Raw genomic sequence first — 20,135 nt, forward strand, 5'->3', positions numbered from 1 at the left:
CCCGCCACGCCGGCGTCGCCCGGCGCCGCTACGGTGCCCCTGATATCTCCTCACCTCAGGGAGCACTCATGTCCTTCGTCCGTCCCCTCGCACGCCGGCGGACCGCCGGCGTCGCGTGCGTGACCCTCGCCTTCGCGGGGATCGCCACCGCCGGCGCCGTGTCCGCCAGCGCCGACCCGATCGTCGACGTCCAGATCCTCGCCACCAACGACTTCCACGGCCGCATCCAGGCGAACGGCACCGAGGCCGGCGCCGCGGTGCTGGCCGGGGCCGTGCAGCAGCTGCGCGCCGAGAACCCGAACACCGTGTTCGCGGCCGCGGGCGACCTCATCGGCGCGTCCACGTTCGAGTCGTTCATCCAGCACGACAAGCCCACGATCGACGCCCTCAACGCCGCGGGCCTCGACGTGTCGGCGGTCGGCAACCACGAGCTCGACCAGGGCTACGACGACCTGGTGAACCGCGTCATGGCGCCCTTCGACGCCGAGACGAACCCGTACGGCGGCGCGCAGTGGCAGTACGTGGCCGCGAACCTCAAGATGAAGGCGACCGGCGACGACGCCGTCCCCGCCACGTGGATCAAGGACTTCGGCGACGTGCAGGTGGGCTTCGTCGGTGCCGTCACCGAGGAGCTGCCCGCCCTCGTCAGCCCCGCGGGCATCGCGGACCTCGAGGTGCGCGGCATCGTCGACTCGGTGAACGAGGAGACCGACGCGCTCAAGGCCGAGGGCGCCGACCTCGTCGTCATGCTCGTGCACGAGGGTGCGGAGTCCACGGACTGTGCGGCGATGCCGACGGCGGACAACGCGTTCGCCGAGATCGTGAACGACGTCAGCCCCGACGTGGACGCCATCGTCTCCGGGCACACGCACCTTGCCTACGACTGCAGGTTCCCGGTGGCCGAGTGGGCCGGGGAGGCCGTGACGGAGCGCCCGGTGGTCTCCGCGGGCCAGTACGGCTACAACCTCAACCAGCTCACCTACTCGGTGGACGCCGCGACGGGCGAGCCGGTCGGCGTCGAGACGGGGATCCTGCCGTTGGCGGGCCAGTACCCGGCCGACCCGGCGGTCGGGACGATCGTGTCCGACGCGGTCAAGCAGGCCGACGTGCTCGGCGCGGAGCCGCTGGGCGAGATCGGCGGTGCGTTCAACCGCGCCAAGCTGTCCTCCGGCGCGGAGAACCGCGGCGGCGAGTCCACGCTCGGCAACCTCGTCGCCGAGGTGCAGCGGTGGGCCACCGAGGCCCCCGAGTCCGGCGAGGCGCAGATCGCGTTCATGAACCCGGGCGGCCTGCGCGCCGACATGGTGGGCTCCGGCACGGACGCCTTCCCGCGCACGCTCACCTACAAGCAGGCCGCCGCCGTGCAGCCGTTCGCCAACACGCTCGTCAACATGGACCTCACGGGCGAGCAGATCAAGACGGTCCTCGAGCAGCAGTGGCAGCGCGACAAGGACGGCAACGTGCCGTCGCGGCCGTTCCTGCGGCTCGGCGTCTCCGAGGGCTTCACCTCCACCTTCGACGCGAACCGGCCCGAGGGCGACCGCATCACCGGCATGTGGCTGGACGGCGAGCCGATCGACCCGGCGACGTCGTACTCCGTCACGGTGAACTCGTTCCTCGCGTCGGGCGGCGACAACTTCCGCGCCTTCGCGGACGGCGCGAACGCCCGTGACACGGGCAAGGCCGACCTCGCGGCGTTCGTCGACTACATGGCGACGCACGCCGCCGGCGAGCCGCTCGCCGTCGACCCGGGCCAGCGCGCCGTCGGCGTCTCGTTCCCGGCCGACGCCCCCGAGGCGTACGAGCCCGGTGCGAGCGTCGCGTTCGACGTCTCCTCCTGGTCGATGTCCGCCCCCGGGGACGTCACCGACCCGGAGCTCACCGTGTCGCTCGGCGACCGGGTGCTCGGCACCGCCGCCGTGGACAGCACCGCGGGCACCGAGCCGTACGACACGATCGGCACCGCGTCGGTCGCCGTCGAGCTCCCCGCGGACGCCCCGTCCGGCGCCGCGACGCTCACCCTGTCCGGCGCGGGGACCGGCACCGAGGTCACCGTGCCGATCGAGGTGGCCGAGCCGGCCAAGGCCACGCCGACCCTCACGGTCGACGCGCCGAAGACCGCCGTCGCCTGGTTCCAGCCGGTGCGCCTCGCGGTGTCGGTCGAGACGCCGGACGGCGCGCCCACGGGCAAGGTCACCGCGACGGTCGACGGCAAGAAGGTCGACGCCGCCACGCTGAACAAGAAGGGCGACGCGCGCCTGTGGGCGGGGCCGTTCAAGCCCGGCACCGTCGAGGTGGAGCTGCGCTACTCCGGCGACGACGCCACCGAGGCCGCCACGACGACCACCACCATCCGGGTGAAGAGCCTGTGGGAGGTCATCTTCGGCAGTCTGTGACGGGGTGCCCCGACACCTCGCGCATGAACGGCCCGGCCCGATGCTCCCCTGAGCATCGGGCCGGGCCGTTCGGCTTCTCGGTGCGCCGTCAGGCGCGACGACGCAGGTGCAGCACCAGGGCCGCCACCCCGCCCAGGAGGCCGAGCACCAGCAGCATCCCGCCCGCGAGCGCCGCCGGGTCCGCCGGGCTGGACTCCATCTCGGTGCGCATCGTGGTGGTGCCGTCGGCGAGCTCGACCGTCCCGGCCGCCAGATCGCCGGCGCCGGAAGCCAGCTCCGCGCTGCCGTCGGAGAGCTCCGTCGCGCCCGACAGGAGCCGACCCGCCCCGGCGGAGAGCTCGCCGGAGCCCGTGGCGAGCTCCGTGGCGCCGTCGTCGAGACGCTCGCTGCCCTTGCGCAGCCGCTCGGCGCCCGCCGCGGCGTCGGTGGCGCCGGTCGCGAGCTCGTCCAGGCCGTCCTGGAGACGGCCGGCGCCCGCCTCCGCGTCATCGAGCCCGGTCACCAGACGCCACGCGCCCGCCTCTGCGTCGCCCAGCTTGGTGGAGAGGCGCGTGCTGCCGGCGGCGACGTCGTCGGCACCAGCCGCGAGGGCCGGCGTCTTGCCCGCGAGCTCGGCCGCGCCGGTCGCCACCTGGTCCGTCCCTGCCGCAACCCGCAGCGAGCCCGCGGCCAGCGCATCGGCACCCACGGCGAGCTCCGCCGTCCCGTTGGCCAGGGAGCGTGCGCCGGTGTCAGCTGCCGCGACGCCGGCCGCGAGCGCTGCCGTCTTCTCGGCGATGGTCGCGTTCCCGGCCGAGACCCGCTGTGCGCCATCGTTCAGCGTGACGCTCTTGCCGGCGAGGTGCTTCATCCCCGCGTCGAGGTCGACGGAGCCGGCCGCGACCTTGCTCGCACCGGTGGCGGCAGCGCTGGCGCCTGCCTGGAGCCGCTTGCCACCGTCGAGCACGGCCGAGACGCCATCGCTGACCCTGGCGGTACCGTCCGCGAGGCCGGCGGAACCGGCAGAGAGCCTCGTCGCTCCGGAGAGGAGGCCCTCCTTCTCGTCGTTCAGCCCCGCGTCGAGGAGCTGGGCGCCGTCGCGGAGGCTCGCCGCTCCAGCACCGAGCTTGTCCAGGGACCCGGCAAGCGTCGTCGCGCCGTCACGGCTCTGCGTGACACCGTCAGCGACCCCAGAGGCACCCGCAGCGACCTTCTCCGCCTGAGCGGCAAGGGCCTCGAGCCGTGCCCGGGCGTCGGGGTCGGCGGTGGCAGAGGCGAGCTCCGTGAGCTGCCGGGCGATCCCGGACGTCCCGGCCGCGACGTTCGAGGCGCCTGCCTGGGCAGCCTTCAGGCCCTCGGCCAGCTTCGCGCCGCCGGCCGCGGCCTCGTCGGTGCCAGCCGCGAGCCTCGACGCACCCGCGGCCGTCGTCGATGCGCCGGCGGCGACCTTCTGGGTGCCGGCGACCAGCGTCTCGGCGCCCGACGCCAGGGCGGCAGCTCCGGAGGAGGCGTCCTTCGCTCCCGCCTCCAGCTTCGGGCCGCTGTCCATGAGCGAGTCCAGTCCCTCCGAGATGCTGGCGACCCCGTCGGAGACTGCGGCCGCACCGACCGTGAGATCACCGGAGCCCTGGGCGAGCGCGCCACTGCCGTCGACGAGTGCCTTCGTGCCGTCGGCAACCGAGCTGGCCCCCGCCGCGAGCGGCTCCGCGCCGTCGGCGATGGCGCTCGAGGCGGTCGCGAGCTGCGTGGTGCCCGAGGCCAACGAGTCGGCGCCGTTGGCTGCGACCTGGTTGCCGTCGCGCAGGGCGAACGCCCCGCCCGCCACGATGAGGGCGCCGTCGGCGGTCTGGCCGGACCCGGTCGCCAGCCTGCCCGCCCCGGCGTCGGCACGGGCTGCCCCGTCGGCGAGCTTGTCCGCCCCGGCGGCGAGCGTGGCGCTGCCGTCGTGGAGCTGCGACGTGCCGTCGGCGAGCTCACCGCTCCCGGCCCGGAGCCGCACCGTGCCGTCGTGCAGCTCGACGATGCCGGCGGAGGCGCGGGTCGCCCCGGGGCTCAGGCGGTCGTTGAGCCCCTCGGACAGCTCGGCGGCGCCGGTGGTGAGCTGGGCGGTGCCGGCCGTGAGGTCGTCGGTCCCGTCGACGAGGCGTGCGGTCCCGTCGGACAGGTCGGACGTGCCGTCGGCGAGGGTGCCGGCGCCCTCGGCGAGTCGGCCGCTGCCGTCGGACAGGTCGGCGGCTCCGTCGCGCACGGCGGTGGCGCCGGCGTCGAGGCGGGTGGCGCCGTCGGCGACCTTGCCGTCGAGCAGGACGAGCACCACGAGCGCGACGAGAGCGGCGAGCGCGAGCGCTGCGATGGCGGTGACCGTGGACGCGGCGTGGCCGCGGGATCGGCGGGGTACGGGGGCGGTGGGGTTCATCGGGCCTCACTCCGGTCCGCGTCCACATCGACGCGGGAGGTGCGGCACGGCGCTGGGCCGTGGCCCGTCGTCGTCGACGGGTCTGGAGGGAGACTACTGAGGTTGCCTCAATAAGGGGAAGATGCGGGTGGATTTCACCCTCTCGGCGGGCTCAGCCCCAGCCGCAGGTGTCGTGCACGACGTCGTAGACGGCCGCGCGCTGCTGGTCGGTCATCGGCACGTAGATCACCGGCTGCGGCGCCCCGTCGACGTCGGCGTGCACGGGCAGGAACGTGCCGCGCTTGTCCTCCGCCACGACGTGCGGGTCGCAGCGCGCGGGCATGACGTCGAGCACGACCTGGCCGTCCGCCTGGCCGGCCAGGTCGTCGCCCGTCCAGACCGTGCCCGTGGCGGGGGTGAGCAGCGTCGTGCCGGAGACCTCGACGAGCCGCACGTCCGGGCCGCCGGGGACGGGCTCGACGGCGAGCGTGATGCGGCCACCGGGCGCGTCGCCGTCGGGCGTGGGCACGTCCGCGGCGCGCACGTCGGTGACGTGCAGCGTGACCCCCGACGCGACGAGCCGCTCGGCGCACACCTCCGCGTGCACGGCGGCGAGGCGGGCCAGCGGGTCGGTGACGTCCACCTCGAGGGTGGTCCCCGCGGGGGTGCTCCCCGGGGAGTTCTCGCCCGCCGCCAGCCGTACCGTCGCCGTCGCGACCGGCGTCGTCTGCGCGTCCGAGCCCGACAGGGCCGCGGGCGGCTCGGCGTCGCAGTCGATCTCCCCGAGCCGCAGCCGCACGTCGCGGCCGGCCCCGGGCGCGAGGGTCCGCGCGCGCGTCGGCCCGTCGGGGGCGCTCGGGCCGTAGCCCGGCGCGTCGAGGGCGCCGCCGAGCAGCGTCACCGCCTGGTCGGAGCCGTTGACGACGTGCAGCGTGGCCCGGCGGTCGGCGTACTGGGTGCGGTCCTGCCGCAGCTCGGCGCTCAGGCCCTGCGCGACGCCGCTCGGCAGCGGCGCGGCGTCGTCGCCCCGGGACGTGCAGGCCGTCGCCAGGACGGCGAGGCCCACCGCGAGCCCGACGGCGCGACGGGCGCGCACGTCACGCCCCCTCCGCCGACGACGAGCGCGCGGGGCGGTCGATGACGCGCGTCATGACCAGAGACGTGCGCGTCTTGTCCACGCGGGCGCTGGCGCGGATGGCCTCGACGGTGCGCTCCACGTCGGCCATGTTCCCGGCCATGATCTGCACCATCGCGTCGGCCTCGCCGGTCACGGTGTCGACCCGCACGATCTCGGGGATGGTCGCCAGGTCGCGGCGCAGCGTAGCGGGGGAGACGTTGCCGCGGCAGAACAGCTCCACGTAGGCCTCGACGCCCCACCCCAGCTCCTCGGGCGCCACCCGCACCGTGAACCCGGTGATCTCGCCGCGCGCCAGCATGACGTCCACCCGCCGCTTCACCGCCGGCGCGGAGAGCCCCACGTCGGCGCCGATGTCGGCGTAGGTCGCGCGCCCGTCGCGCAGCAGGTGGCCGACGATCCTGCGGTTCACCGCGTCCATGCCGTCACCATGCCCTCTCCATGCCCGAATTCTTCAACCGCCGCGCACGATCCGCCACGTCGGGGCCCCGAACGCGCAACGGATCGGGCGTCGGGCGCAACGTCCGCGGCCCTAGCGTCCCGGTCATGACGGCCCTCACCACGCCGACGACGACGTCGGCCACGGTTCCCCAGCCCGCGAGCGCGGAGCGCACGGCGACCCCGCGCCGCTTCCTCATGTGCCCGCCCACCTACTTCGACGTGGTCTACGCGATCAACCCGTGGATGGACCTCGGCGTGCCGGTCGACGCCGGCCGGGCGCTCGCGCAGTGGGAGCACCTGCGCGCCACCTACGAAGCCCACGGCCACCACGTCGAGGTGATCGACCCCGTACCCGGGCTGCCCGACATGGTCTACGCCGCGAACGGCGGCGTGGTGCTCGGCGGCCGCGCGCTGGCCGCCCGGTTCACCTACCCGGAGCGGCGGCCCGAGGGGATCGCGTACGAGGCGTGGTTCGCCGGCGCGGGCGACGGCGTCGTCAGCCTCGGCCAGGCGGCCGAGCAGAACGAGGGCGAGGGCGACCTGCTGCTCGTCGGCGACGTCATGCTCGCCGGCACCGGCTTCCGCACCTCCCGCGCCGCGCACGCCGAGGTCGCCGCGCTGCTCGGCGTCGAGGTCGTGACCCTCGAGCTCGTGGACCCCCGCTACTACCACCTCGACACGGCGCTCGCGGTGCTCGACGGCGGCCCGTCGCCGCTGGTCGCGTACCTGCCGGAGGCCTTCAGCCCGGCCTCGCAGGCCGTGCTCGCGGAGCGCTACCCGGACGCCATCGTCGCCACCCCCGAGGACGCCGCCGTCCTCGGCCTCAACGCCGTGTCCGACGGGCTGCACGTGTTCCTCACCGACCGCGCCACCGGCATGCACGCCCGCCTGCGCGAGCGCGGCTTCGAGCCCGTCGGGGTCGACCTGTCCGAGCTGCTCAAGGGCGGCGGCTCCGTGAAGTGCTGCACCCTCGAGCTGCGTCCCGCCCTCGCCGCTCCCCTGAGCCAGGAGGCCCGCGCATGACCACGTCCACCAGCAGGGTCCCGTTCCTCGACGTCGCGTCCATGGCGCGCTGGGTGGCGCACCGCGGCCCGGAGGCCCTCATCGGGCACCTCGTGGACGCCCTGGAGGTCGACTTCGCACGCTGGCCCGACCTGGACAAGCGCCCGCGCATCGCGTCGCACTCGCGCGACGGCGTCATCGAGCTCATGCCGACGTCCGACGACGTCACCTACGGCTTCAAGTTCGTCAACGGGCACCCCCGCAACCCGGCGCGCGGCTTCCAGACGGTCACCGCGTTCGGCGTGCTCGCCGACGTGCGCAACGGCTACCCCACGTTCCTCGCGGAGATGACGCTGCTCACCGCGCTGCGCACCGCGGCGACGTCGGCGCTCGCCGCCCGCTACCTGGCGCGCTCCGGCTCGCGCACCCTCGCGCTGATCGGTGCGGGCTCGCAGTCGGAGTTCCAGGCCCTGGGGATGCGGGCGGCGCTCGGGATCACGCACCTGCGCGTCTGGGACACCGACCCCGGCGCGCAGGCCAAGCTCGCCCGGCACGCTCGCGCCCTCGGCTTCGAGGTGCACGAGGCGAGCAGCGGGGAGGACGCCGTCACCGGCGCCGACGTGATCACCACCTGCACGGCGGACAAGACGAACGCGACGGTGCTCACGCACGACATGGTGTTCCGCCTCGCCCACCCGGGCGTGCACGTCAACGCCATCGGCGGCGACTGCCCCGGCAAGACCGAGCTCGACCCGGCGATCCTGCGCGACGCCGAGGTGTTCGTCGAGTACGAGCCGCAAACCCGCGTCGAGGGCGAGATCCAGCAGACGCCGGACCTCGTCGTCACCGAGCTGTGGGAGGTCGTGGCCGGCCGCCGCGACGGGCGCCGCGGCGCCCCCGCCACGGCGGGGCCGGGGGAGACGTTCGCGAGGCACGCGGGCGACCGGCACACCCCGGACGACACCACCGTGACGGTCTTCGACTCCGTCGGGTTCGCCGTCGAGGACTGGGCCGCGCTGCGGTTCGTGCGCGACGACGTCCCCGACGCCCTGCTGCAGCACCTGGACCTCGTCGCCGAGCCGGAGGACCCGAAGGACCTCTACTCGCTGGTGCTCGCGGCCGAGGACGACGTCCGCGCCGACGCCCGCCGCGCGCTGGACCGGCTCATGGGCCTGGCCGGGCGCGGCCACGTCGAGGCGCTCGCGACCGCGCGGTCCTGACCCGCGCCGCCGCACCGACCCGGCCCCGACCGTGGCCGCCCGCTCCCCGGGGGCGGCCACGGCTGCCGGCGACGGTCACGCGCCGTCGCGCACGAGGGCCGGGAGCTCCGCGAGGGTGCGGATCCGGTGGGTGGCGGCCGAGAAGTCCTGCGAGGCCGTGAAGTCGTGGTGGACGACGGCGCAGTCGATGCCCGCCGCGACCGCGGCGGCGAGGCCCCGCGACGAGTCCTCGACGACCAGCGCCTCCTCCGGCGCGGCCCCGAGGGCCCGCAGGGCGGTCAGGTACGGCTCCGGGTGCGGCTTGGCGCGCACGTAGTCCTCGCGCACGAGGACGACGTCCATGAACGGCAGGATGTCGCGGCCCTCGTGGATGAGGTCGAAGTCCACGCGACGTGACGTCGTCACGATCGCCATGCGGACGTGCGGCGCCAGCGCCGCCAGGACGTCGAGGACGCCGTCGATCTCGATGGCCTCCGTGCGCAGGTACTCCTGGTAGTAGCGGTCGCGGACCGGCCGTTGGCGGTCGATCGTGGCCTCGTCGATCCCGGCGGCCCGCGCCTGGGCCCAGGTGGCCTGGCCGTGGTGCATGTCGCGCAGGTACCGGCCCCGGTCCTGCGTGAAACCGACGTCCGCGAGGGCCCGCTCCCCGGCCCGGTAGTACCAGGGCTCGGTGTCCACCAGGACGCCGTCGTGGTCGAAGAGCACGTACTCCTTCACGCCCCCGAGCCTGCTCCACCTCCGCGCGGGCGTCACCGTCGTCCCGCCCCCTGAGACCTGCCTGGTCGGGGGCTTGCCGGAACCCTGGGGTGCGCTGCCATCATGAGCCCCGCGAGCGCGCCGTCCGCGCGCCGCTGGAGACCCAGGGACGGGGGCACCGTGACCGAGACCGGCGGTGACGACGCGCCGGCGCGCGCGGGCTATGTCGACGACGCGATCCGGCGGATGCGGGTCGCCGCCGCGGCCGCCGGGCGCGGGGGAGCGCCCGGCGCGGCCGGGACCGCGGACCCCCAGGTGCTGCGCACCGCCCTCGTGACTCTCTCGCCCGACGACCAGCGACTCCTGTGGGCGACGCACGTGCAGCGGCAGGAGCCGTCCGCCGTCGCCGCCGCGCTCGGCACGCACCCCCGCGCGGCGGCCCGCCTCCTGCCGCAGGTGGAGCAGGGCCTCGCGGCCGCACTCGCCGACGCGCACGCGCCGGGCTGCCCGCCGGCCTGCGCCGGGACGCGGCGGGCTCTCCTCGACCTGGTCCAGGGCCGGCTCGCGGCCGGGCAGGAGACCGGGGTCGAGGACCACCTCCTCGACTGCGCCGCCTGCCTGCGGGCGTTCGTCGACGTGCGCGAGCCCGCCTGGGCGCTGCGGGACGCCGGGCCGCGGCTGCTCGCGGGCGGGTGGCACCCTCCCGCGGTCGCGGTCGTGGCGGCCGCGGAGACCTCGTCCGACCCGGCGTCCGGCACTGCGGCGGGCGCCGCCCCGCGGCCCGCGCGCCGGCAGAGCTGGCTGATCGTCGCGGGCACGGTCGCGTGCGTCGCCGTGGCGGCCGTCGCGATCGCGCTCGGCAGCGGCGACGCGGCGCCCGCGGCCCCGGAGACCGGCTCGTCCCCGGGGGCGACCGTCCTGGGGACGGCGCCCGCCGGCGCGACGTCGCCCGGGGCGACCCCGTCGTCGGCGTCCCGCGACGACGGCCCGAGCACGGGGCCGACGCCGTCCGTGGACCCGTCGGCGACGCCGTCGGGCGAGCCCTCGCCGGCCGCGTCGTCGGACGACGACGCCGCGACGTCCGACCCGTCGACGTCGCCCGCGTCGTCGCCCGGGCGCGACGAGCCGGCCTCGTCGTCGAGCTCACCGTCGACAGGGTCGTCCGGGTCGTCCACGTCGGATCCGTCGACGGACGGCCCCGGCACGTCGGCCGGTGACCCCGACCCCGAGCCCTCCGACACGGCGCCGTCGGAGCCCCCGCAGAAGCCCACGGAGAAGCCCACGCCGACGCCGACCCCGACGGTCTCCGCGACGCCGACGCCCACGCCGACCGCGACCCCCGATCCGGAGCCCACGGACGAGACCGACCCGCCCACGGAGTAGCTCGACGTGCCGGTTCGCGGACCGTTCCGTTCCGCGGCCCCGGCGGGCGTCACCGCGCCGCGCACCCCTCGGGGCAGGGGATTTGCCATCGACCCGTGGGCCGCTGCGATCATGTCCCCCGGCGCGCCCGTGCCGCGCGCCCTGGACGGCCCGCGACGACGGGCACGGACGAGCATCGGCAGGACGGGGGCGTCGCGTGGCCGCGATCCACGACGGCGACGCCCCCGCGCGCCGGGGCGCCGTCGACGACGCCATCCGGAAGATGCGCGCCGCGGCCGCGGCGGACGGGCGCGACGACGCCCCGGGGGCCGCCGGCACGGTCGACCCCGCGGTGCTCCGTACGGTGCTCGCGACGCTGCCCCACGACGACCAGCGGCTGCTGTGGGACAGGCACGTCGTCGGCCGCGAGCTCTCGGCGATCGCCACGGAGCTGGGCATGCACGCCCGCGCGGTGCTGCGCCGCCTGCGCCAGGCCGAGGAGCGGCTCGGCGCCGCGTTCGCCGAGGCCCACGCCCGTGCGTGCCCGCCCGGCTGCCTCGACACGAGGCAGTCGCTGCACTCCTACGTGCGGCACCGGCTGTCGCCCCCGCGCCGCACCGTGCTCGAGGCGCACCTCTTCGGCTGCCAGGGCTGCATGCGCGCCTTCGTCGACGTGCGCGAGGCCGGCTGGGCGGTGCGCGACGCCGGCCCCCTGCTGCTCGCGGGCACGGCGGCCGGGGTCGTCGCGGGCGCCCCCGTGGTCGTCGGCGCGCTCGGCGCCGGCACGACGGGCACCGGGGCGATCGCGTGGTCCGGGCCGGTCGGGGCCGCGCTGCTCGCGGCCGGGGAGTGGGTGCGGGCGCTCGCGCTGCGGCTGGGCCAGTTCGGCAAGGCCGGGATGATCGGCGCGGGCACCGTGGCGGGGGTCGCGGTCGCGGCCGTCGCGGTGGCCCTGAGCGGCGGGGTCGGCGGGCCGGCGGCGGCTCCGCCCGCGCCCGGTCCGACGCCGTCGTCGGCGGTGCCCGCCCCGGCGCCCGGTGACACGGCCTCGCCCGACGCCCCGCCCGAGCCCGAGCCGAGCGCGTCCACCTCCGCCGAGCCGGCTCCGTCCGAGGACCCCTCGGCGCCGCCGGTGACCGACGACCCGACGACGGCCCCGACGACCGATCCGACGGCGCCGGGCACCACGCCGACCGGCCCGCCGCCGGGCACCCGGCCCGGCACGCCGTCGTCGCCGGAGCCCAGCGACCCGGAGGCCGAGCCGACGCCGTCCCCGCCGCCGTCCGGCTCCGCCAGCCCCTCGCCGACGACGTCGCCCAGCCCGTCGCCCTCCACGCCGACCTCGACGCCGACGGCACCCACCACACCCACCCCGACACCCACCCCCACCCCGACGCCGACCCCCGTGCGGACGACGGTCACCGTCACCACGTCCGGTCTGCGCGGCGTCGACGCGGTCACGACGACCGACCCGGACGCGACCGTCGTCAAGGTCGCCGAGGACCGCCGCTGGCTCCGGGCCAAGCAGTGCGACGGCGGCTGGTACGTGGCGTCGTGGCGCAACGACGTCGGCGAGCTGACGGTCACGGTCGAGGCACCGCCCGGGGTCGACCCCGGCGTGACCGTCAAGCGCACCTACAACTGGCCGGCGTGGATCTGGTCCTGCTGACCGACGCAGGTCGAGCCCGCCGGGACCGGGTCCCGACAGGCTCGACCGGCGTGCGGTGCAGGTCGGCTGAGGTCAGCGCGTGGCGAAGCCGTGCGCCCCGCGGTGGTGACCCTCGCCGTGACCGTTCCCGTGGCCGTTCCCATGTCCGTGACCGTTCCCGTGTCCGTGACCGTTCCCGTGTCCGTGGCCGTGGCACGGCCGACCGGGCTGGACGCCGTTGACGGCCTCGGTGCTCCACGCCAGCTGCTGCGCGGCGTGCCCGATCGCGCGGGACATGATGTCCAGCGCCTCGAGGCTCACGTTCGACAGGTCGTCGCCCTCGGAGTGGTAGTTCTGGTCGAGGGCCTCGCCGGCGACGCCGCCGAAGACCGCGGCCTCCTCCTCCGTCTTGATCGCGTCCGCGCCGGTGAACAGGCCGGAGGCGGGGATGCCGTTGCTGATGAACGCGTCGTAGTCGGAGCGGCCGGAGAACTCCGAGTCCACCCAGGCCTGGTCGATCCCGTCGAAGTAGTCCGTGAACACGGCTTCGGTCGCGACGGAGCCCTCGGGCACCGTCACGGGGGCGGGGAACGTCGACTCGTTCGCGTCGTACACGCCGATCGTGTAGTTCGGCGAGCCGACCATGTCGAAGTTGAGGTAGGTCGCGATGTCCTCGAGCCCCTCCGGGTCGTTCGTCACGAGGTCGTCGACGTAGTGCGCCGACCCGACCAGCCCGAGCTCCTCGGCGCCCCACCACGCGAACCGCACGGCGTTGTTGAGCTTGGCGCTCTTCTTGTTGAGCTGGACGGCGGTCTCGAGGATCGCCGCGGAGCCGGTGCCGTTGTCGTTGATGCCCGGGCCCTCCGGCACACCGTCGAGGTGCGCGCCCAGCATGACCACGTTGTCGTGCCGCCCGCGCTTCGTCTCCGCGATGACGTTGAACGTCTCGGCGGTGCCGATCACCGCCTGGAGGTCGAACGAGACCTGCAGCGCGGGGTCGGCCTCGATCGCCGCGACGATGGCTGCGCCCTCCGCCTGCGTGACGCCCACGGTGGGCGCGTAGCCGTCGTTGCGCTCGCCCAGCGTCCCGTTGAGGGCGCCGTCGGTGTTGTTGTAGATGATGAGCCCGGCGGCGCCGGCCTCACCGGCCGCGAGCGCCTTCGCGGCGAACGCGCACGCCCCGCGCTGCACGACGGCGATCTTGCCGGTGGCGTCGACGCCGGCCCACGAGTCGTCGTGGGGTGCCTCGGGGTCGTCGCTGGCCGGGCAGCCGTCGGCGATCGCGGGCTGCACCGCGGCCGCGGTGACGCCGTCGTCGGGCGTGGATGTCGAGTACGTCATCGGCACGGGGTCGAACTCGACGCCGGGGACGGTGACCGACAGGTCGAGCACGTCGAAGGTGTCGAACTCGAAGTACTGCCGCTCCGGCTGGTACCCGGCCTTGCGCAGGGTCTTCTCGACGTACCGCGCCGACGCCTCGTAGCCGGGGGTGCCGGCGGCGCGGTTGCCGTCGTTGTCGTCGGCGATCTCCTGGAACGCCTCGAGGTGCCGGAAGACTCGCTCGCCGGTGACCTTCTTCGACAGGTCGGGGCCCGGCACGTGGGTGCCGTGCCGGCCGGTGGCGACGGCGGGTGCCGCCGTCGCCGTGGGGGTGAGGGACGCCGCGACGACGAGCCCGCCGAGGGCTGCGGTCGCGACGGCCGTGCTGAACGTCCTTGTTCTCACGGTCGACCTCCTGGTGGTGACCCCGCGGCCCGGGTCGGGCTCACGACGCACGGCGCGACGCTGCGGGGTGCGGATGGCGCGAGCGTAGGCCCGGGAGGCGCTGCAGGAAACCCCTGGGGTGCGACGTCCCTCAGCCGCGCTCGAGCAGGACGAGCACCTCGTAGTGGCTGGTCTGCGGGAACATGTCGAGCAGGCGCGCGCGGGTCGGACGCAGCGAGGGCATCCGCGCGAGGTCCTCGGCCAGCGTGACGGCGTTGCAGCTGGAGTAGAGCACGTGCCCGACGGCGGACTCCTCGAGCCGCCGGGACAGGTCGGCGCCGATGCCGCGCCGCGGCGGGTTGACGACCACCAGCTCGGGGGCGACGCCGTCGCGCGGGGACCCGGGCACGAGCTCGGTGGCGTCGCCGGCGGCGAAACGGACGCCGGCCACGGCGTCGGCCCACCACGCGGCGTCGTGCCCGGCGACGACGGCGTCCGCGGGCAGCGCGGCGAGCCCGTCACGGGTCGCGCCCGCGCTCGTCACGGCCTCCGCGGAGATCTCGATCCCGGTGACGGCGCGCCCGGGAGCGGCGCAGTGCAGCGCGAAGCCGCCGACGCCGCAGTAGAGGTCCCACAGGGACGCGGGCGCCACCTCGTCCACCCACGCCCGGGCCTGCGCGTACAGGGCGGTGGCGACGGCGGTGTTGGTCTGGAAGAAGCTCTGCGGGCGCAGGTGCAGCGTGATGCCGTCCGCGCCGACGCGCATCGGCAGCGCCTGCCGCTCGGTGAGCACGATCTCCAGGTCGCCCTCGAGGACGGCGGCGTGCACCGGCTGCACGTTGACGCTCACCACGGCGACCTGCGGCAGCTCGTCGAGCAGCCACGGCAGGTGCTTGCGCAGGCGCGCCACGGGCTCCTGGCTGCGCAGCACGAACCGCACCATGAGCTCGCCGTCCGGGGAGAGGGTGACGAGCACGTGCTTGAGCTCGCCCCGCCACGCGGACTCGCGCGGCGTCTCGCGGCGGCGTGCCCCGCGCGACGGCGACGTCGCGTCGTAGGGCTGCAGCCGCGCCCGCGTGATCAGCGCGGCCAGGACGGGGAACGACTCCTGCAGCGCGGGCGGGTACAGACCGCAGTCGGTGAGGTCGATCCCCTGGCCGGCGAACGGGCCCGCCGCCGACCCGAGGATGCCGAGCACCGGCTCCTCGACGGTGCCGCTGACCACCATCTTCGCCTTGTTGCGGAACCCGGACTCCGGGCCGGTGACGGAGGGGAGCCAGTCGATGCGGCCGTCGGCGAGCAGCGCGCGCACGTGCGCCACCTTCTCGTCCACCTGCGTGGGGTACGGCGTCGCGAGGAGGGTGCACGAGTGGCAGCGGCCGGCGTCGAAGTGGGGGCACTGCACCCGCCCATTGTCCCCTGCGGCCCGACCCCGGTGGGCGCCGCGGCGTCCTCAGCCCACGAAGAGGCAGAACGGGTGGCCCGCAGGGTCGGCGTAGACCCGCAGCGGCTCCTCCGGGTCGTCGGACCGGTCGAGCAGGAGCCGCGCACCGAGCGCGAGGGCGCGCTCGTCCTGGCGGTCCAGCGCGGCGACGTCCGGCACGGTCGCGTCGAGGTGCAGCTGCTGCGGCACGCCGTCGTCGGGCCAGGTGGTCGGCGGCAGCGACGGCACCTGCTGGAACGCGAGCGGCACGCCGCCCGGGTTCCGCAGCACCAGCCAGTCGGCACCGCGCTCGTCCGGCTGCCCGGGACCGGGTGGCTCGTCGCCGGCGCGGTACGCGAGCCCGAAGAGCTCGCGGTAGAACTCCGCGAGCCGACGCGCGTCGGTGGTGTCGAGCACGACCTGCCGGATCGTGGGGACGTCCGGGGCGCTCATCGGGCTGCCCCGGGGAACCGCTCGGCGATGCCGCGCAGCCTGGTAGTGAACGCGGCGTAGTCGAAGCCGTCGGCGAGGTTGTCGTTGCCGGCCCGCATCCCCACGGCACCGTCGGCCTCCTCCCGGAGGATGTCGGCGTGGCCGGCGTGCCGGCTCAGCTCGGTGGAGACGTGCACGAGGATCTGGTGCAGCGTGACGTCGCGGTTCCCCTCGCGCCACCACCAGACGTGCCCGGGCGCGTCCAGCGGCAGGGCGTCGATGGTGGCGTCGGCGAAGTCCCACACCTGCCGGTACAGGCCGACGACCTGCTCGACCGACTCGTCCTCGGTGGCGAAGAACTCCGCCTGGAGCGCGTCCGCGTCGGCGTCGGGGGCGTCGGCCGCGGCCAGCCACGGCGCGTCCTCGGGACGCGGCCAGGGGCGGCCGAAGACGTCGCCGAAGTAGCCGATCTCCACCGTGGCGGCGTGCTTGACCAGCCCGAGGAGGTTGGTGCCGGTCGGCGTGCGGGGCATCCGTGCCTCTCGCTCCGACAGCCCCTCCAGCTTCCACAGCAAGGCCTCGCGCGCGGAGCGCAGGTAGCGGTGCAGCACGGTCTTGGCGTCCGGGGGCAGCTCGCTCGTCGTCATCGGCCCAGCGTGCCGGACGGCACCGACAGCCGGCGCGGCGAGTCCCGCCGACCATCGTGCGGGATCAGGGTAGGCAACCCTTACCTGGGCTGTTATGGTGACGCCAGGTCGTGACGAGCTGTCACTACCTCGGTACCTGCCGGTCGTCCATGGCCTGGCACGACACCCGATGCTGGAGGTCCCATGACGGTGCTCGCGGACGTTGCCGCGCTCTCGACCCGACTGCGCGAGGGCACGCGCGCCGAGCACACGCAGGCGGAGTCCGAGGGCTTCGTCGAACGGCTCCTGTCGGGCGGGCTCGACGTCGCCGCGTACGCCGACCTCGCCGCGCAGCAGCTCGCCGTCTACACGGCGCTCGAGCAGGCGAGCGAGCGGATGCGGCAGGACGAGCGCGGCGCCGCCCTGGTCTTCGACGAGCTCACCCGCGTGCCCGCCATCGAGCGGGACCTCGCCCACCTGCACGGCGCCGGATGGCGTGACGTCGTGCGGGTGCTGCCCGCGACCGAGCGCTACGTCGCGCGGCTCGACGCCGTCGGCGGCGACGTCGCCTGCTATGCGGCGCACGCCTACACGCGTTACCTCGGCGACCTCTCGGGCGGCCAGGTCATCCAGCGGATGATGCAGCGCCACTACGGCATGGGCGCGGCGGGCCTGGAGTTCTACGACTTCCCCGAGATCCCCAAGGCCAAGCCGTTCAAGGACGTGTACCGCGAGCGCCTCGACGGGCTCGACCTCGACGACACCGAGGTCGAGCTCGCCGTCTCCGAGGCGCAGGAGGCGTTCCGCCTCAACCGCGCGATGTTCGTCGAGCTCGGCGTCGCGCACCCCTGACGGACTGCCGGCCCGGGTCAGCGGACCCGGGCGACGAGCACGGCCACGTCGTCGCGCTGCCGGCCGTGCACCATCCGGTCGACGAGCCGCTGCGGCAGATCCGCCGTCGGGCTGCCGTGCAGGTCCGCCAGGACGGCGCGCAGGTCCGCGGCGCGGGCGGCGAACGTCGCGGTGCGCGACTCCACGAGACCGTCCGTGTACAGCAGCAGGGTGTCGCCGGGGCCGAGCTCGGCCGCGTGGTCGCGGCGCACGACCGACGGGTCGACGCCCAGCATGAGGTCGGGGCGGCCGTCGAGCTCGTGCACGCTCCCGTCGGCGCGCAGCACGACCGGCCGCGGGTGCCCGGCGCTGGCCCACCACAGCCGGCACCGGTCGTCGCCGCTGCCCGGTTCGCCGCGGCCGGTGCGGTCCAGGCGTGCGACGACGGCGGTGCCGCTGGCGGTCAGCCCGAGCCCGCGGTTGGCGCGGTCCAGCTCGCGCAGGAGCCGCGCCGGCGGGGCGTCCTGGCACCACGCGAGGGTGCGCAGCATGGCGCGCAGCTGGCCCATGCGGGCGGCGGCCTGCATGTCGTGCCCGGTCACGTCGCCGATCATCAGCACGGTCGAGCGCGGGTCGAGCTCCACCGCGTCGTACCAGTCGCCGCCCACCTTGTCCGTGCGGGTCGCGGACGCGTAGGTCGACGCGAGCTCCAGGTACGGCACGCGGGGCAGGTCGGTGAGCATCGCGGCCTGCAGCGTGGTGGCGACCCGGTGCCGGTCCTCCAGCACGCGGATGCGCACCAGTGCCTGCGCCACGCACGACGCGAGCGTGGCGGCCGTGCGGCGGCTCTCGTCGTCGTGCTCGTGCGGGCCGCGCCACAGCAGGACGACGACGCCGAGCAGCCGGTCGTCCACCACCATCGGCACCAGCGCGAGGCCGCCGAGCGACGGGTCGATCCACGGCGCCCAGGTGGGCTGGGCGCGCAGGGCGGCCGCGCCGTCCCGGTAGAACGCGGACCGGCGGGCGCGGGCGACTGCCGCCACCGCCGGGTCGTCGAGGCGCCAGTGCCGCGGCAGGTAGGGGTAGGCGCCGTCGCGCTCCACGAGGGTGAGGCCGGACCCGCCGGGCTCCGCGAGCGCGAGCGCGGCCCACACGGTGCCCAGCCCGGGTCCCGACGTGCGCAGCGCGTCCACGATCTCGTCGAGTGTGGTCGCGGCGGCGAACCTGTCGGTGAGGTCGAGCAGCATGCGGGTGCGGCGCGTGGCATGCACCGCCACCTGCTGGATGCGGTGCGCGCGCTGCCGCTCGAGGCGCAGACGCAGCTCGGCGGTGCAGGCGGCGGCCAGGTCGGCCAGGGTGGCGAGGTCCGTGGCGCTCCACGCGTGCGCCTCGGTGTCCAGCGCGCACACCGTGCCGACGGCGGTGCCGTGCCGGTCGAAGATCGGGAAGCCCGCGTACGACCCCATGCCGAGCTCGGTGACCGTCTCCCGGCTCGCGAAGCGCGGGTCCGCACGCAGGTCCTCGACGACGAGGGGCTGGCCGGAGCGGATCGTCTCGCCGCACAGCGGCTCGGTGAGCGTGGTGCGCCGGGTGGCCTGGAACGGGTCCGGCAGCCCGAGCGCGCCGGGGTACACCTGGGCGTCCGGGAGCACGAGCGTCACGAGGGCGGTGGGGACGCCGAGCTGGCGCTGCACGAGCCGCGCGAAGCGGTCGAACGACTCGTCCGCGACCGGCCGGGCGAGCCCGGCCGCCACGAGCGCCTGCACCGCGCCCGTCCCCGGGGCGTCCTGCACGGCGCCCGTCCTCGGGGCGTCCTGGGCCGGAACCGTCCTGCCGGGGGAGCGTGGCGTCACGGGCGCGCACCCTCGGCAGGGCTCTGCGCTCCGCGACCCGCGACCATGCCCCGGATTCTTCCACGCAGGCCGCCGGATATCCTCGCCGAACGATGGACGTCACCCGCCGTGCCCCCGCCGCGCTGCCGCGGATCCTGGCCGCCGCCCTCGTGTCCGCGTCGGCCGTGCTGCTGTTCGCGGTGCACGTGCGCCCGCTCGCCTACGTGCCGCTCGTGGCCGGCGTCGCGCTGGGCCTGCTCGTCGACCGGCGGCTGGGCCGCGACCTCGCGCTGATCGCCGTCGCGCTCGGCATCATCTCGACGATCTCCCTCGAGGCGGACCTGTCCGACGCCGGGATCGCGCGGTTCGCCGTCGTTCTGTCCCTCGCGGTGCTGGTGCCGTGGGCGGCGTCGCGGTACTGGTTCCGCGACGACGACGGCGCGGGGGCGGTGCGGTTCCCCGTCGCGACGGGCCGCCGCTGGACGCGCGGGCAGTACGTGTACCTCGTCGTCGTGGTGGCGGTCGGCTACCTCGTGCTGCCGTGGTACTTCCTGGGCTCGGGCGCCTACCTCAACTGGCCGGCGCTCGAGAGCGGGCAGGACGTCGCCCGGCTGTTCGTCGGCGTCAACGCCGTCGGCATCTGGGACGAGCTGTTCTTCGTGTGCACGGTGTTCGCGCTGCTGCGCCGCCACTTCGGGCTGTGGACGGCGAACGTGCTGCAGGCCGCGATCTTCGTGTCCTTCCTGTGGGAGCTCGGCTACCGCGAGTGGGGGCCGCTGCTCACCGTGCCGTTCGCCCTGGTGCAGGGGTGGATCTTCGCCCGCTACAAGAGCCTTCCGTACGTCGTGACCGTGCACCTGCTGTTCGACGCCGTCGTCTTCGCCGTGCTGGTGCACGGCCACCACCCGGAGCTCTTCGACGTCTTCGTCACCGCCCCCTGACCCCGGTCGTCATTTGTGGCGGGCGTGCGGGCCGTGGAAGGGTGCGCCCATGCCAAGACGCGGCAGCCAGCG

General features: G+C 75.4%; 16 protein-coding genes. 7 read left to right on the forward strand and 9 right to left on the reverse strand.

Features of this window, described 5'->3' with window-relative positions; all coding sequences use genetic code 11:
* The first annotated feature begins 68 nt into the window (after positions 1-68).
* Complete coding sequence (locus ACFCZN_RS00275) at positions 69-2,396, forward strand: 5'-nucleotidase C-terminal domain-containing protein (protein WP_430555440.1); 2,328 nt, start codon at positions 69-71, stop codon at positions 2,394-2,396.
* An 88-nt stretch (positions 2,397-2,484) separates the two neighbouring features.
* Here ACFCZN_RS00275 and ACFCZN_RS00280 read toward each other — a convergent pair whose 3' ends face one another.
* The 3 genes from ACFCZN_RS00280 to ACFCZN_RS00290 all read right to left on the reverse strand — a co-directional run bounded on the left by ACFCZN_RS00280 (position 2,485) and on the right by ACFCZN_RS00290 (position 6,326).
* Positions 2,485-4,791 (reverse strand): hypothetical protein, encoded by a 2,307-nt coding sequence (locus tag ACFCZN_RS00280; protein ID WP_430555441.1) that lies wholly within the window; start codon positions 4,789-4,791, stop codon positions 2,485-2,487.
* Positions 4,792-4,942: 151 nt separating this feature from the next.
* Positions 4,943-5,866 (reverse strand): hypothetical protein, encoded by a 924-nt coding sequence (locus ACFCZN_RS00285; RefSeq protein ID WP_430555442.1) that lies wholly within the window; start codon positions 5,864-5,866, stop codon positions 4,943-4,945.
* A 1-nt stretch (position 5,867) separates the two neighbouring features.
* The gene (locus ACFCZN_RS00290) at positions 5,868-6,326 is read right to left on the reverse strand and encodes an Lrp/AsnC family transcriptional regulator (RefSeq protein WP_429730455.1); all 459 of its coding nucleotides are present in this window, start codon (positions 6,324-6,326) and stop codon (positions 5,868-5,870) included.
* 125 nt (positions 6,327-6,451) lie between these two features.
* On the opposite strand from ACFCZN_RS00290, the gene ddaH reads away from it, so the two are divergent.
* Both ddaH and ACFCZN_RS00300 read left to right on the forward strand, forming a co-directional pair.
* Positions 6,452-7,369 (forward strand): dimethylargininase, encoded by a 918-nt coding sequence (gene ddaH, locus ACFCZN_RS00295; protein WP_430555443.1) that lies wholly within the window; start codon positions 6,452-6,454, stop codon positions 7,367-7,369.
* Positions 7,366-8,568: an ornithine cyclodeaminase gene (locus ACFCZN_RS00300; RefSeq protein WP_430555444.1), complete on the forward strand. Its 1,203-nt coding sequence runs from the start codon at positions 7,366-7,368 to the stop codon at positions 8,566-8,568. The genes ddaH and ACFCZN_RS00300 overlap by 4 nt, the downstream gene beginning before the upstream one ends.
* A gap of 75 nt (positions 8,569-8,643) precedes the next feature.
* Here ACFCZN_RS00300 and ACFCZN_RS00305 read toward each other — a convergent pair whose 3' ends face one another.
* Positions 8,644-9,285: an HAD family hydrolase gene (locus ACFCZN_RS00305; protein WP_430555445.1), complete on the reverse strand. Its 642-nt coding sequence runs from the start codon at positions 9,283-9,285 to the stop codon at positions 8,644-8,646.
* Between the two features lie 159 nt (positions 9,286-9,444).
* On the opposite strand from ACFCZN_RS00305, the gene ACFCZN_RS00310 reads away from it, so the two are divergent.
* Together ACFCZN_RS00310 and ACFCZN_RS00315 are read left to right on the forward strand one after the other, a co-directional pair.
* Positions 9,445-10,647, forward strand: coding sequence for a hypothetical protein (locus ACFCZN_RS00310; protein WP_430555446.1), 1,203 nt, complete (start codon positions 9,445-9,447; stop codon positions 10,645-10,647).
* A gap of 196 nt (positions 10,648-10,843) precedes the next feature.
* The gene (locus tag ACFCZN_RS00315; RefSeq protein WP_430555447.1) at positions 10,844-12,295 is read left to right on the forward strand and encodes a zf-HC2 domain-containing protein; all 1,452 of its coding nucleotides are present in this window, start codon (positions 10,844-10,846) and stop codon (positions 12,293-12,295) included.
* A 72-nt stretch (positions 12,296-12,367) separates the two neighbouring features.
* Here ACFCZN_RS00315 and ACFCZN_RS00320 read toward each other — a convergent pair whose 3' ends face one another.
* From ACFCZN_RS00320 to ACFCZN_RS00335, 4 genes are all read right to left on the reverse strand, one after another.
* On the reverse strand, positions 12,368-13,999 hold the full coding sequence (locus ACFCZN_RS00320; RefSeq protein WP_430555448.1) for a M20/M25/M40 family metallo-hydrolase: 1,632 nt from the start codon (positions 13,997-13,999) through the stop codon (positions 12,368-12,370).
* Between the two features lie 130 nt (positions 14,000-14,129).
* A complete protein-coding gene (rlmC, locus tag ACFCZN_RS00325) occupies positions 14,130-15,383 on the reverse strand; it encodes a 23S rRNA (uracil(747)-C(5))-methyltransferase RlmC (RefSeq protein ID WP_430555449.1) in 1,254 nt (417 codons plus the stop codon).
* A gap of 48 nt (positions 15,384-15,431) precedes the next feature.
* The gene (locus ACFCZN_RS00330; protein ID WP_430555450.1) at positions 15,432-15,854 is read right to left on the reverse strand and encodes a VOC family protein; all 423 of its coding nucleotides are present in this window, start codon (positions 15,852-15,854) and stop codon (positions 15,432-15,434) included.
* Positions 15,851-16,480 (reverse strand): DinB family protein, encoded by a 630-nt coding sequence (locus tag ACFCZN_RS00335; RefSeq protein WP_430555451.1) that lies wholly within the window; start codon positions 16,478-16,480, stop codon positions 15,851-15,853. The genes ACFCZN_RS00330 and ACFCZN_RS00335 overlap by 4 nt, the downstream gene beginning before the upstream one ends.
* Positions 16,481-16,663: 183 nt before the next feature.
* On the opposite strand from ACFCZN_RS00335, the gene ACFCZN_RS00340 reads away from it, so the two are divergent.
* The gene (locus ACFCZN_RS00340) at positions 16,664-17,311 is read left to right on the forward strand and encodes a heme oxygenase (biliverdin-producing) (RefSeq protein WP_429763078.1); all 648 of its coding nucleotides are present in this window, start codon (positions 16,664-16,666) and stop codon (positions 17,309-17,311) included.
* 17 nt (positions 17,312-17,328) lie between these two features.
* Here ACFCZN_RS00340 and ACFCZN_RS00345 read toward each other — a convergent pair whose 3' ends face one another.
* Complete coding sequence (locus ACFCZN_RS00345) at positions 17,329-19,143, reverse strand: SpoIIE family protein phosphatase (RefSeq protein WP_430555452.1); 1,815 nt, start codon at positions 19,141-19,143, stop codon at positions 17,329-17,331.
* 92 nt (positions 19,144-19,235) lie between these two features.
* Between ACFCZN_RS00345 and ACFCZN_RS00350 the strand changes: the two genes are divergently transcribed.
* Complete coding sequence (locus ACFCZN_RS00350; RefSeq protein ID WP_429763080.1) at positions 19,236-20,063, forward strand: CPBP family glutamic-type intramembrane protease; 828 nt, start codon at positions 19,236-19,238, stop codon at positions 20,061-20,063.
* Positions 20,064-20,135 lie beyond the last annotated feature (72 nt).

The sequence above is a fragment of the Isoptericola sp. NPDC056134 genome, from assembly GCF_042264825.1.
In the GTDB taxonomy this organism is placed as follows: Bacteria; Actinomycetota; Actinomycetes; order Actinomycetales; family Cellulomonadaceae; genus Isoptericola; species Isoptericola nanjingensis.